The sequence below is a fragment of the Telluria sp. RB2R28 genome (assembly GCF_059685835.1).
In genome coordinates this window covers 511,391-524,859 of sequence record NZ_JCASIK010000004.1, presented here as the reverse complement: position 1 = coordinate 524,859, position 13,469 = coordinate 511,391, and the positions used below count along the sequence as shown (strand labels likewise).

Here is a 13,469-nt window from a genome sequence, read left to right as displayed (position 1 = left end):
CCTGTCATCACGACTCGTGAGCGGACGTTTGTTTCTGCAGCCGGTATAGTGACAGACCCAGCCGCAAATTCCTCCGTCGGCAGGGATCATTTTCCACCGCAGTACAACCACCTCCCCTGTGATCAAGAAAAGCCTACTCCCCCTCGCCCTTGGCGGCTTCGGCATTGGCATGACCGAATTCGTCATGATGGGTATCCTGCCCGATATCGCCCGTGGTCTGCAGATCACGATTCCACAAGCCGGCTACCTCATCACCGCCTACGCGCTCGGTGTCGTGGTCGGCGCGCCGACCCTCGTTACCATTGTCGCCGGCCGTCCGCCGCGCACCGTGCTGATCTGGTTCATGCTGATGTTTGCCGTATTCAATGCGATGTCGGCATTCGCGCCGAACTTCGAGACGATGATGGCGTCGCGCTTCCTGGCCGGCTTGCCGCATGGCGCTTTCTTTGGCGTGGGTGCGGTCGTGGCCAGCCGTCTGGCCGAGCCGGGCAAGACGGCGGCGGCGATGGCGATGATGTTTACGGGCCTGACGCTGGCCAACGTACTGGGCGTGCCGCTTGGTACCTGGATCGGCCATGCGTTCGACTGGCGCATGGTGTTCCTGATCGTTGCGGTCATTGGCTTGCTCACCATGTGGAGCCTGTATCAGTGGGTGCCGCCGATAGAGCCAAGCAAACGCACGGGCCTCATGCAAGACTTGCGCATCTTCCGGCACCTCGATCTGTGGCTGGCCCTGGGCATCGTCTCGATCGGCACCGGTGGCTTCTTCGCGTGGTTCAGCTATATCGCGCCGCTGCTGACCGATGTCACGGGCTTCAGCACGGGTGCGCTGCCGCTGATCATGACGGCGGTTGGTGTGGGCATGACGGTCGGCGTGCAGTTTGGCGGCTATCTGGCCGACAAGTTCCATCCGCTGCCAGCCTTGCTGATCCTGATGGTGTCGATGGTGGTGCTGCTGCTGTGCAACGGCCTGATGGCCGAGTCGAAAATTGCGATGGTGGTGCTGGCGTTCCTCACCGGCGCCAATGCGCTGGCCATTGGTCCGCCGGTGCAGGTGCTCCTGATCGAGCATTCGCGCGAAGCCGAGATGCTGGGCTCGTCGCTGGGCCAGGCGGGTTTTAATGTCGGCAATGCGCTGGGCGCCTTGCTGGGCGGGATTCCGCTGACGCTTGGCTTTGCCTACACGGCGCCGCAGTGGGTCGCGGCAGCGATGGCATTATGCGGTGTGGTCCTGACGGCGTTGATGCTGACGCGTCGCCGCTGGAAGGCACGCGAATTGGCCCGGACGGTCGAGCGCATGCTGGGCGAGGCACAGCCGGCGACCTCGCCGCCGGCATAACGGCCAGGTCGATTCAGGCGCGTGCTTCGCGCAGGCGACGCCTGCGCGAAGCGCCAACGCCAGCGACACCTGCGGCGCCGGCCAGCATCAATGCCAGCGTGCCCGGCTCGGACACCTCGTTCGGCGGCACGTTCTTGACGAGCTCGAAGCCCGCCACCTCGACCGACTTGAAATAATGGTTCGAGTTCACCTGGACGCTCGAGTTCCACGTATCGGCGATGACCTGGCCATTGATCACGCCCCAGCCGTTTTCGACGGTGGCATACGGCGCCAGCACGCTGCCGATGATGCCCTTGACGTTGACCGATTCGGCTTCATAGAAGTTGAACAGCACGTTGTAGCCGCTCAATGGGTCAAAGCCGATATTGCCGTCATTGAACCCGCCCTGCTTGCCACCGATATTGAAAATCAGCGTCTGCCCTGCACTCAGGCCAGTCAGCATCCAGTTATTGCCGCCGTTGAAAAAGTCGGCATTCACATTGAACACGTCGACCCCACCCTTGCCGCTGCCGGTGACCTTGTTGGCACTGTACTCGCGTGTGATCGTGCCGGTGGATGCGAGCATGCTCAGGCCGCTGGCAATGTCCCTGAACTGCTGGGCTGCAGCGGCAAAGTCGACAGGGCTGATGGTGGTAGCAGGCGTCTGCGCCGCGTTGTTCAGGGTGGTCGTTCCGCCGGCATAGGTCTTGCCATTGCTGATCGCGCCATTTTGCAGAAACAGATTGCCGCCCGCGGCCACCGCGTAGCCGCCATACGCAGCCTTGCCGTTCTGGTTGACCGCGTAACTAGCGATCGAGACATTGCCGCCCGAAACGATGGCGCCTTCGACGTCGCTTGAATTGGCCGTAAAACTGCCAGCGGTGAAGACATTCGCGCCGCCCATGACCGAACCGATATCGAGCACACCCGCGTGTGCACCGGTCATTGCCAGTAACGCCGTCAGACATACGCCAAGCTTGATCACGATAGTTCCACGTAGAAATTTGTAATGATCAATAGTATCATTTCCAGTCTCGTATTTACACGGAAAATCAGATTACACCAACGAGATGCCACCCATTGCGCGAGCGGTCTCGGCCGCTTCTTCCAGGATCTCGGCCAAGGTGGTTTCATCGAACACGAAGTCGATCGCGTTTTCACCATGCGGCGGCAAGGGCTCGCGCCGGCTATCGAGCGGCGATGGCACCGGTGCATATTGATTGGCCATCAGCAGCGTGTCGAGCAGCGTGCCGGGCGGCATATTGAGCCAGCCGCCGCGCATATCGGCGATGGCGTCGGAGACGGCCGGCGGAATCGACAGCTTCTTCATGACTTCTGCGCTGACCACATCCTCGCACAGCGCGCCCCAGTTGTCGGCATCATCGTCGAGCAGGCCGGGAAATTCGTCGGCCCGCGCCAGCAGGTAGAAAGCGCCCACCTCGTGCACGATGCCGGCAAACAATGCGGTGTCGGGATTGACGCCCGTCACACGCCGCGCCAGCGAATAGGCGATCGCGGCCATGTGGGTCGTGTGCTCCCACAATTGTTCCGCCTTGGCGCGCAGTTGCGGGTCGTTGATGCGGTTGCCGAACTGGCGCACCACCAGGCTCGCGACCAGCGCCTGCAGGCGGCGGTAGCCGATGCGCGTCACGGCGGTGCGGACATTGGTCACGGGCACCGAGCCACCGCCGCCGAATGCCGCTGTGTTGGCCAGGGCAACCGTGCGCGCAGCCAGTTGTGGTTCGGCCAGCACCAGCCTGATGGCCTCATCGATATGGCAATCGGGATTGTCGAGTGCCTGCTGCAGGCGCAGCACGGCATTGACGCTGGTGGGGAACGTGATTTCGCCGCGGACAGCTTGCGCGGCGATATATCCAAAGGCTTCGAGTTTATTCACCGGGCGATTATAGCGCCCGTCATCTGCCCCGCCGGGCGTGTCTGCGCCCGGCATGCCTGGCAGGTGCCAACTGTGGCGTCAAGACCACACGCGCGTCGAATGCAAAAACGTCGTCCGCAGAACCAGTCCGGGGACGACGTTTTCATGACAGGCGCCCGCCGCAGTGAGGTGCGGCCAGGGGCTGGTCAGGAATTACTTGGCCTTGTTGGCGTCGCGTGCTGCATCGCGGGTCGACTTGGCTTGCATTTCGCACTTGTCTTCTGCATCGCCTTTCAGGGCGTCGCATTTTTCGTCAGCCAGGTCGTACTCGGCTTCGATGACGTTACCGCGGGCTTTCATCACGTTGTTGCCGGTGTTGTCGAACTTCATCGCTGCATCGTGTTCGGCCTTTGCGCGCATCAGCTTGGCTTCATCTTCGCAGATGTCTTCTGCGTTGCCGCTCATGGCGTCGCATTTGTCTTTGGCGACTTTGTAGTCGGCCTTGGCCTTGTCCATGGCCGTTTTGTGCGCAGCCTTGTTGACGGTCTGGGCGGCTGCAGGTGCGATACCAACGGCGGCGAAGGCAGCGGCGGTGATCAAGGTGGCGATGAACGATTTCATGGTGAAGTCCCTTATTAGGTTGTTGGTGTAGCTATTAAACGCCATCCTCAACAACCGCTCTGTGCGACACCGTACACTTGCAAAAAAATCAATTAAGCAGCTGCGGTTGATAGCCTGCCGCCTTCGGTGCGGCGTGTGCACCGTCGTTCAGCCGGAAGATGCTTACCAGCTGTGCCAGGCGCTGCGATTCGTCCTCGAGCGTGGCCGCCGAACCGCTGGCCTGCTGCACCAGCGCCGCGTTCTGGCGCGTGGCTTCATCGATCTGCGCGATCGCGCCATTGACCTGCTCGATGCCGGCGTTCTGCTCGACCGTCGCATGGCTGATTTCGGCCATGATGTCGGTCACGCGTTTGACGCCCGTGACGATCTCGCCCATGGTCTCACCCGCGCGGTCGACCAGCACGGCGCCCGCGTCCACACGTTCGACCGAACTGCCGATCAGCACCTTGATTTCCTTCGCCGCTGCAGCCGAGCGCTGCGCCAGGTTGCGCACCTCGGTGGCGACGACGGCAAAGCCACGGCCCTGCTCGCCCGCACGCGCCGCTTCGACGGCGGCATTGAGCGCCAGGATATTCGTCTGGAACGCGATGCCATCGATGACGCCGATGATGTCTACGATCTTTTTCGACGATTCGTTGATCGACGCCATCGTGTCGACAACTTGTGCGACGACCTCGCCGCCGCGCAGCGCCACGGCCGATGCCGACTCGGCCAGGCTGTTGGCCTGGCGTGCATTTTCGGCGTTCTGGCGCACGATGCCGGTCAGTTGGGTGACCGACGTGGCGGTGGCGTGCAGCGTGCCGGTCTGGCGTTCGGTGCGGCTGGACAGGTCGCGGTTGCCGTCGGCGATTTCGGTGGACACGGCGCTGATTGCCAGCGTGCCGTTGCGCACCTGCGAGACGATGCGCACCAGGCTGTCACGCATGCCCTGCATCGCAAACAGCAGGCTCTTGTTGTCGCCCGGACGGATGACGATCGCCACGCCCAGGTCGCCACCGGCAATCGCCGAGGCGATCGACGCCGCGTAATCCGGCTGGCCGCCCAGTTGGCGCAGCAGGCCACGGGCCGTGTACCAGGCCGCCAGCGAACCGGCGGCAATCGCGCCCAGGCACAGCAGCGCCATCCAGCCGACGAAGCCCTTGGCCATCGCACGCGCATCGGCGGCCGCCTCGTTATTCAGTTTTTCTTCCAGGTCGATCAGGCGGTTGATGCTGGCGAGCCAACCGGTAAAGGCCGGTGCAGCCGATTGCGACAGCAGCGCGGCTGCCTCGGCGCCCTGGCCGGCGGCGTGCAGCGCGATCACGCGCTCGATCAGCGGCTTGGTGAGAGTTTCCTGCGCCTTGATGGCGGCCAGCGCGTCCTTCTCTTCGGCGAGCATGTCGGTGCGCTCGGCAAACAGAGCGTCCAGCGGGCCGGCTGAACGCGCGTAGTTGTCGTCCAGCGTCTTGATCAGCGCGATGGGGGTCGCGGCGCCGGCCGGGTCCGCTGCCAGCACCACGTCACGCAAGGCGATCGCGCGGTCATGCACGCTGCCGCGGAAATTGATCGCGTAGCGCTGTTTGACGCTGTTGACGTCATTGATGTAATTCAGCACATTTTCGATGCGCCCCACGCGGCTTGCGCCCAGCGCAACCAGGACAATCATCAGCAAAAAGACGACGCCATAGCCGAAAGCCAGCCGGGCACCGATCGTGAGGTTCTTGTTTTTCATGGGGGAGGTCGAGATCAGTGGGTCGCAAAGAAAACTGTCTGTTTTCTTTCAGCGAGCGCAAATATATCACCCGATATTGCCCATTGGAATCAAATCTGAATCGTGTGCACCTCGTGTGCACCGTTACGCAACACTTGCCCGTGGCCGGTCGTGACAACCACGGGTCGGCGCGTCTCAGCGCACCGTGGCCAGTGCCGCGCCCTGCTCCCAGCCACCGCCCAGGGCACGCGCCACCGCCACTGTTGCCAGCAAGCGCTGGGTGCGGATCTGCGCCGCAGCGCGATCGGCGGCCAGCGTGCTGCGCTGGGCGTCGGTCACGTCCAGGTAGGTCGATACGCCGCGGTCGTAGCGCGCCTGCGCCACCAGCAGCGCGCGCGCCGCCGCCTGCTGCGACTGGGCCTGCACATCGCCCTGCTTGTGGCGCTGTTCGACGTCCGACAGCGCATCTTCCACTTCGCGCAGCGCCGTCAGCAGGCGCGTGTCGTGATTCGCGCGGGCCTCGTCGTAGCGCGCCTGCGCCAGCGCCAGGTTGGCGCGGTTACGGCCACCGTCGAAGATTGGCAGCGACAGGGCCAGCGGCCCGGCCGAGAACTGGCGCGCACCACCGCTGGTCAGGTCGTTCAGGCTTTGCGACGCATAGCCGAAATTACCCGTCAGCGACAGCGCCGGATAGAACGCGCCTTCGGCCACGCCGATCTGCGCATTGGCCGCCTTCAGCTGCGCCACGCTGGCGGCCAGGTCGGGGCGCTGGCCCACGAGGCTGGCCGGCAGGCCCACCGGGATCGATGGTGGCTGCGGCAGTTCGCCCGCCGCCGTCTCGGGCAGCAGCGGCGTAGTGGGCGAAGCACCCACCAGCGTGGCCAGCGCATGTTCGACCAGGTTGCGCTGGCGCTGAACTTCGTGCAGGTCGGCTTCGGCGTTGGCGCGCTCGATGCGGGTGCGCGACACATCGAGCTCGTTCGACAGGCCGGCATTGAAGCGCGCTTCGATCAGGTCCTGTGATTCGCGCCGCGTGGCCAGCGCGTCGCGCAGGATCGCCAGCTCGGCGTCCAGCCCGCGCAACTGCCAGTAGTTCGACGCCACCTGGCCCGAGAGCATCAGCAGCACGCCGTCGCGGTCGATCTGCGCGGCCAGCGCCTGCGCGTCGCTGGCTTCAACGATGCGGCGCACGCGGCCCCACAGGTCGAGTTCATACGAGAACGACGCGGCTACGCTGTAGTTGTTGCCTTCGATCGAGCGGCCACCGAGGGCCAGGCCCTGCGACGTCTCGCTCGACGTGCGTGTGTTGGAGATGCCCGCGCCCACCGACACCGACGGCAGCTGCCCGGCGCGCACAACGCCCAGCTGGGCCTGCGCCTGCAGCAGGCGCTGGGCTGCCGCTTCGACGCCCGGGTTGTCGCGCAAGGCGCGCGTCTCCAGCGTATCGAGCGTCGCGTCGCCAAACACCTGCCACCAAGTGGCCGGCAGGCGCGCGCCGTTCGTGCTGGCGTCGACATGGCGGAATGCCGCATCGGCGGGCGCCGGCGGCGCCTTGAAATCCGGGCCCAGCGTGGTGCAGCCGGCGAACAGGGTGCTGATGGCGATCGCAAGGACGCCGTTAAGTACAGGCTTGAACATGGTTTGTCTCTTCAATTGAATGCGGGTTCAGTGGCCACCGCCGCCACCGCCGGGCGACTTGACCTTGTCGGCCATCCAGATCGCCGCGATGCAGCCGAGCAGGATCATGCCGATGATCCAAAAGCCGTCGTTGTAGGCCATCACGTACGATTCGCGCCGCACCAGGCGGTCGACCACGCCCAGCGCCTGGTTGGCCGCAGCCGCCGGGTCGATGCCCTTGGCGATGAAGGCCTGGGTCAGCATGTCGAGCCGCTCCTGCGTGGCTGGCGCATAGGTCGATACGGCCTCGCCCAGGCGCGCCGAGTGAAAGTGTTCGCGGTTGGTCAGCGTGGTGGCCAGCAGCGCGATGCCCACCGAGCCACCGAGATTGCGCGTCATGTTGAACAGGCTCGAGGCCGAGCCCATTTCGCGCGGCGGCAGGCCGGACATGGCGAAGTTCGACAGCGTCAGCATCACGAACGGCTGGCCGATGGCGCGCACGACCTGCGTCCACATCAGCTGGTCGTAGCCGGTGGTCGCATCCATGTACGAATTCATGATGCACGAGATGCCAAACATGAACAGGCCGAAGCTGCACAGGATGCGGTTGTCCACCTTGGACGACAGCTTGGCCGCGAACGGCATCACCAGCAGTTGCGGCAGGCCGACCCAGGCAATCACTTCGCCGATCTGCATCGGCGTGTAGCCGGCGATCTGGCCCAGGTACAGCGGCAGCAGGTAGGCCGAGCCATACAGGCCCATGCCGATGACTGCCGACAGCGTGGTCGCTACCAGGAAGTTGCGCTGGCCGTACAGCGCCAGGTTCACGAACGGATCGGGCCGCGTAAAGCTCAGCGCGATCCAGCCCAGGATGCCCGTCAGCGACAGCGCGGCGAAGGTCACGATGAAGCTGGAATCGAACCAGTCCTTCGAGTTGCCTTCTTCAAGGAAAATTGTCAGGCAGGCCAGGCCCATGGCCATCAGCCCGATGCCGAGCCAGTCGGCCTTGATCAGCGTGCGGACGTTGGACTTCTCCGAATCCATCCCCCACATCATGCCGGCGATGAGCAGCACGCCCGGCACCCAGTTGATGTAGAACACCGACGGCCAGCCATACAGCTCGGTCAGATACCCGCCCAGCGTCGGGCCCATGGCCGGCGCGAGCGTTGCGGTCAGGCCGAAGATGGCCATGCCGGTGGCGCGCTTGGAGGGCGGCAGGCGCGTCATCACGAGCATCATCGCCATCGGGATCAGCGCGCCGCCGGTAAAGCCCTGCAGCATGCGAAACACGATCATGCTGTCCAGGCTCCAGGCCGCGCCGCACAGCGTCGAGAACACGAGAAACAGTGCAGTGGTGCCCATCATGTAGTTGCGCAACCCGAACGCGCGCGTAAACAGCGCCGTCATCGGGATCACGACGATCTCGGCGCACAGGTAGGCGGTGGATATCCACGAGCCTTCTTCCTGCGTGGCCGACAACGTGCCAAGAATGTCACGCAGCGACGAATTGGTGATCTGGATGTCGAGCACCGCCATGAAGGCGCCCAGCATGCCGGCGGCGATCGCGACCCAGGTGCGCATGTCCACTGCAGCGCCATTCGCGGGCGCGCCCGGCATGCTGCTACCCATCGCGCCCGACGGGGCTGATTTGCTCAAGCTGGTCATGGTGTGCTTAGCGCGCGGCTGCGGTCTGCGTCGGTTTCACGTCCTGGCCCAGCTCGACCTCGGCCACCACCGACATGCCCGGCACCAGGCGGCCCGCGTACTTCTTCACATCCTGCGGATCGAGCGTGATCTTGACCGGCACGCGCTGGACGATCTTGGTGAAGTTGCCGGTCGCGTTATCGGCCGGCAGCAGCGCGAACTGGTTGCCCGACGCCGGCGAGAAGCTGTCCACGCGGCCGACCAGGTGATGGTCGGGCAGCGCATCGACTTCCAGGCTCACGGCCTGGCCCGGCGCAAGGCCACCCAGCTGCGTTTCCTTGAAGTTGGCGACGACCCAGACGTTGTCTTCGACCACTGCCAGCATCGCCTGGCCCGGCTGCACGCGCGCGCCGACTTCGACGCTGCGCCGGCCGATACGGCCCGCCACCGGCGCCACGATGCTGTTATAGGCCAGTTGCTGGCGCGCGTCTTTCAGCTGCGCCTGCAGCACCTTGATTTCGGCCTTGAGCACGTCGCGGCCCGCTTCGGCAGCGCCGATCTGTGCCTGCGCTGCAGCGGCGTTGTCGCGGCGCGCGGCCACATCGGCCACGGCGCCGGCGCGTGCTGCGCTCGACGCATCGACTTCGGATTTCGACACGGCTTTCATCGTGTCGTTGTAGAGCTGGCCGAAACGCTCGGCGTCCTGGCGGGCGCGCAGCAACTGGGCTTCGGCCTGGCGCACCTGGGCGCCGGCGGCGCCGGCCTGGGCGCGCACCTGCAGCAGCTGGGCGTCGGACTGCTTGACCTGCTGCTCCATGCTGGCGATCTGCGCCTGGATCTGCTCGACGCGCACGGCCTGGTCGGCCGGATCGAGCAGCGCCAGCACATCGCCTGCCTTGACCATCTGGTTGTCTTCCACCAGCACTTTTGTCACCACGCCCGCCACGCGCGACGAGACCTGGTGCATGCGGCCGGTGACGTAGGCGTTTTCGGTTTCCACGAAATGGGAGCTGCGATACCACATGCGCCCGCCGGCGCCGATGGCCAGCAGTGCAATCACGCCGACCACGACCAGCACGCGCTTGTTGGGCGGCTTCTTGGCGGCGGGCGCGTCCGCCTTCGGTTGCGCTGCGCTTGCCTGCCCTGCCGTGATGTCGTTCTCTGCCATGGTGCTGCTCCGAAATGAAATGAAATGGATTCGTCGCATTATTCGCCATCAATATGACGAAGTCAAGAAATGAAACGGTTGCATTTCATTTTATTTTGCTCTAGAGTCCAGCGTATGAACACAGCACCGACCTGCACCAAATCCGCCGGGCGTCCCAAGGCAGCCGACATCGAGACACGCAATCAGGAACTGATCGAGGCCGCCGGCCGCCTGTTCCTGAAAAACGGCTACACGCGTACCAGCCTGGAATCGATCGCGCGCGAAGCCCGGGTGGCCGTGCGCACCATCTATGTGAAGTTTGGCGGCAAGGCCGGCTTGCTCAAGGCCGTACTCGCCTCGCGGCGCGAACGCCTGTTTGCAAAGCGCAATATGGAACTCGATCCGCGCCCGCTGCGCACGATCCTGGATGAATTCTCGCGCGATTTTTATGCCTTGCTGGCGGAGCCCGACGCCATCGCACTGCAGCGGGTGGTGATCGCGGAGGCCGGCAGCAATCCGGAGCTGGCGGAAGCGTTTTATGAAGGCGGGCCACGGATGACGCGCGAGATGCTGGCGCGCTTTTTTGCGCGGCCCGATATACGGGTGCAGCTGCGCGATGACGTGCCGCCGTCAATCGTCCTCACGCACCTGCTCGGCTGCATCAACGGCGATCCGATCGGGCGCTTTCTGTTTCCGGATGCCGAGCCGTCGGGCGAGGAAGCCTGGCGCCAACTGGCGGCGCGGATGGAACTGTTTTACAGCAGCGCGCTCAAACCCGGCTGAGCTTTCAGCATGCAGCTTGGTGGAAATGTCGGTGAGCCATCGTACCGACGGTTACGATTAAACTGTGTCATTATGTAAATGTTCACAACGGGTGTCGTGAATTCAAATAAAAGCGGTGTGACCGCGAGGAGAAAGTATGAGCAAGTCGTCCAGATATGAATGGCGTGATCAGGCAGCTGCCCTGCAGGAGCGTATGAAGAGTTTTATTGAAAATCCGGGCGATGACCAGCTGGAAGCAGTCATCGCTGACATGCGTACCTACGCAGAAGCCGCCAAGAACGGCGCAATCGATATTCCGGAGCGCTTCGTCAGCTTCGCCTGAAGCTCGCGATTCATCTCCATGCATGCCGCCCGGTAGAAACCAGGCGGCATTTTTTTTGTGGGTCACCGTCAAACGGCCGACAGCGGAACTGGCCTGCCCTGCTCTTCGACCTCGTGAACACGGGTCAGGAAGTGCATCTTGTGTGGCGCCCGATGACGTTCGTGGAGTACACGCGTGACCACCTCGACGCGGCGCGGCCGCAGGGCAAGCTGGCATGGATCGGCAACACCGCCGCCGCCCGGTATGGCATCGGCCAGTTGCTGCGCCAGTGGCTGGGCCACGGTGCCGGTGATGACGGTGGCTGCGCCATGAAGCACCGTGTGGAGTTCGAATGCGTGCGATTGCGGCAGCACGTACACGGTGCCGATGTATTCATTGCTGTACTCGTCCATATGCCCTCCGGCATGTTGCGAGAAAGGAGGCAACGCTGCTGCCGCCGTATCACTTCATCTTAGACCTTTGGCGGCGTGCTGCAAGCGGCACGCACGCTGCGTACTGGCATAAAAAAACCGGGACCTTCACGGTCCCGGTTTCGCTTGCCACGTTGCCGGTCAGCGCTTGCGCGGTGGCGGCAAATCGGTGCAGACACCTTCGTACGCTTCGGCTGCCATGCCGATCGACTCGCCCAGCGTCGGGTGCGGGTGGATCGTCTTGCCAATATCCACGCCGTCGGCGCCCATCTCGATCGCCAGCGCGATCTCGCCGATCATGTCGCCGGCGTGCGTGCCGACGATCGTGCCGCCGATGATACGGTGCGTTTCAGCGTCGAACAGCAGCTTGGTGAAGCCCTCGTCGCGGCCATTGGCCACGGCGCGTCCGCTCGCGTTCCACGGGAAGTGACCCTTCTCGACCTTGATGCCCTGCTGCCTGGCCTCGTCTTCGGTCAGGCCGACCCATGCCACTTCCGGATCGGTGTACGCCACCGATGGAATGACCTTGGCGTCGAAGTGCGTCTTTTTCTCGAAGGCCGCCTCGGCCGCCACGTGCGCCTCATGCACCGCCTTGTGCGCCAGCATCGGCTGGCCCACGAGGTCGCCGATGGCGAAGATGTGCGGCACATTGGTGCGCATCTGGCTGTCCACGGCGATGAAGCCGCGGTCGCTCACTGTCACGCCGGCCTTGTCGGCAGCGACCTTCTTGCCGTTCGGGCTGCGGCCTACGGCCACCAGGACCAGATCGTACAGCTGCGGTTCCGGTGCGGCTGTACCCGCTTCGGCTGACTCGAACGTGACCTTGATTCCTTCCGGCAGCGCTTCCACGCCAACGGTCTTCGTCTTGAGCATGATGTTGTCGAAACGGTGCGCATTGTACTTTTGCCAGACCTTGACGGCCTCGCGGTCCGCGCCCTGCATCAGGCCATCCATCATCTCGACCACGTCGATGCGCGCACCGAGCGTCGAATACACGGTCGCCATTTCCAGGCCGATGATGCCGCCACCGATGACGAGCATCTTCTTCGGCACCTGGCGCAATTCCAGCGCGCCCGTCGAATCGACGATGCGCGGGTCTTCCGGCACGAACGGCAGCTTGACCACCGACGAACCGGCCGCGATCACGGCCTTCTTGAAAGCGATGACCTTCTTGCCGCCATCGGCCGCCGTGACTTCGATGTGGTTCGGGCTCAGGAATGCGCCCACGCCCTGCACCGTGTTGACCTTGCGCGCCTTGGCCATGAAGGCCAGGCCGCCGGTCATCTTCTTGATCACGCCATCCTTGTAGCCGCGCAGCTTGTCGATGTCGACCTCTGGCCTGGCAAACGCCACGCCCAGGTCGGCCATGTGCGTTGTTTCATCCATGACGGAGGCCACGTGCAGCAGTGCCTTCGACGGGATGCAGCCCACGTTCAGGCACACGCCGCCCAGCGTTGCGTACTTCTCGACCAGCACGGTGTTCATGCCCAGGTCGGCCGCGCGGAACGCAGCGGAGTAGCCGCCGGGACCGGCGCCCAGCACCATCATGTCGCACTCGATGTCGACCTGACCGCTGTAGCTCGACGGGGTCGGCGCCGGCGCTGCGCCCGGCTGGACCGCTGGCGCCGGATGGGCCGGTGCATACGAATCGGTCGGGCCGGCGGCAGCCGTCGGCGCCACCGCTTGCGCGCCGATCTGCGCGGCTGGCTTGGCGTCGGCCGGCTTGGCGTCGGCCGGCTTGGACTCGGCCGGCTTGGCGTCGGCCGGCTTGGCGTCGGCGGCAGGGCTGGCTGCGCCCTCTTCCACCGTCAGCAGCAGCGTGCCTTCATTGATCTTGTCGCCGACCTTGACCGTGATCGACTGCACCACGCCCGCATGCGTCGACGGGATTTCCATGCTGGCCTTGTCCGATTCCACGGTGACCAGGGACTGGTCGACCTTGATCGTGTCGCCGGCCTTGACCATCAACTCGATGACTTCGACGTCCTTGAAGTCACCGATATTCGGGACTTTCACTTCAACAGTGCTCATCAGTGCGCTC

Annotated in this window: 12 protein-coding genes; 3 read left to right on the top strand and 9 right to left on the bottom strand. The window is 64.2% G+C overall.

Features of this window, described 5'->3' with window-relative positions:
* Positions 1-118: 118 nt before the first annotated feature.
* Positions 119-1,339 (top strand): MFS transporter, encoded by a 1,221-nt coding sequence (locus AC56LV_RS17880; RefSeq protein ID WP_499559599.1) that lies wholly within the window; start codon positions 119-121, stop codon positions 1,337-1,339.
* Positions 1,340-1,352: 13 nt separating this feature from the next.
* On the opposite strand, the gene AC56LV_RS17875 is transcribed toward AC56LV_RS17880, so the two are convergent.
* The 7 genes from AC56LV_RS17875 to AC56LV_RS17845 all read right to left on the bottom strand — a co-directional run bounded on the left by AC56LV_RS17875 (position 1,353) and on the right by AC56LV_RS17845 (position 9,934).
* On the bottom strand, positions 1,353-2,264 hold the full coding sequence (locus AC56LV_RS17875) for a choice-of-anchor A family protein (RefSeq protein WP_499559597.1): 912 nt from the start codon (positions 2,262-2,264) through the stop codon (positions 1,353-1,355).
* A 111-nt stretch (positions 2,265-2,375) separates the two neighbouring features.
* Complete coding sequence (locus tag AC56LV_RS17870) at positions 2,376-3,215, bottom strand: HDOD domain-containing protein (RefSeq protein ID WP_332532504.1); 840 nt, start codon at positions 3,213-3,215, stop codon at positions 2,376-2,378.
* A gap of 192 nt (positions 3,216-3,407) precedes the next feature.
* On the bottom strand, positions 3,408-3,815 hold the full coding sequence (locus tag AC56LV_RS17865; RefSeq protein WP_258835449.1) for a cell envelope biogenesis protein TolA: 408 nt from the start codon (positions 3,813-3,815) through the stop codon (positions 3,408-3,410).
* An 88-nt stretch (positions 3,816-3,903) separates the two neighbouring features.
* Entirely contained in the window at positions 3,904-5,526 is a 1,623-nt protein-coding gene (locus AC56LV_RS17860) for a methyl-accepting chemotaxis protein (protein ID WP_499559595.1), read from the bottom strand.
* A 174-nt stretch (positions 5,527-5,700) separates the two neighbouring features.
* Complete coding sequence (locus AC56LV_RS17855) at positions 5,701-7,143, bottom strand: efflux transporter outer membrane subunit (RefSeq protein ID WP_499559593.1); 1,443 nt, start codon at positions 7,141-7,143, stop codon at positions 5,701-5,703.
* Positions 7,144-7,170: 27 nt separating this feature from the next.
* Entirely contained in the window at positions 7,171-8,787 is a 1,617-nt protein-coding gene (locus AC56LV_RS17850; protein WP_499559591.1) for a DHA2 family efflux MFS transporter permease subunit, read from the bottom strand.
* Between the two features lie 7 nt (positions 8,788-8,794).
* Positions 8,795-9,934, bottom strand: coding sequence for an HlyD family secretion protein (locus AC56LV_RS17845; RefSeq protein WP_499559589.1), 1,140 nt, complete (start codon positions 9,932-9,934; stop codon positions 8,795-8,797).
* Between the two features lie 114 nt (positions 9,935-10,048).
* Between AC56LV_RS17845 and AC56LV_RS17840 the strand changes: the two genes are divergently transcribed.
* Entirely contained in the window at positions 10,049-10,696 is a 648-nt protein-coding gene (locus AC56LV_RS17840) for a TetR/AcrR family transcriptional regulator (RefSeq protein WP_499559587.1), read from the top strand.
* A gap of 136 nt (positions 10,697-10,832) precedes the next feature.
* The gene (locus AC56LV_RS17835) at positions 10,833-11,018 is read left to right on the top strand and encodes a hypothetical protein (RefSeq protein WP_499559585.1); all 186 of its coding nucleotides are present in this window, start codon (positions 10,833-10,835) and stop codon (positions 11,016-11,018) included.
* Between the two features lie 68 nt (positions 11,019-11,086).
* On the opposite strand, the gene AC56LV_RS17830 is transcribed toward AC56LV_RS17835, so the two are convergent.
* Entirely contained in the window at positions 11,087-11,410 is a 324-nt protein-coding gene (locus AC56LV_RS17830) for a hypothetical protein (protein ID WP_258835454.1), read from the bottom strand.
* A gap of 159 nt (positions 11,411-11,569) precedes the next feature.
* Positions 11,570-13,459 carry a dihydrolipoyl dehydrogenase gene (lpdA, locus tag AC56LV_RS17825; RefSeq protein ID WP_499559583.1) on the bottom strand — a complete coding sequence of 630 codons (1,890 nt, stop codon included), beginning with the start codon at positions 13,457-13,459 and terminating at the stop codon, positions 11,570-11,572.
* Positions 13,460-13,469: the final 10 nt, after the last annotated feature.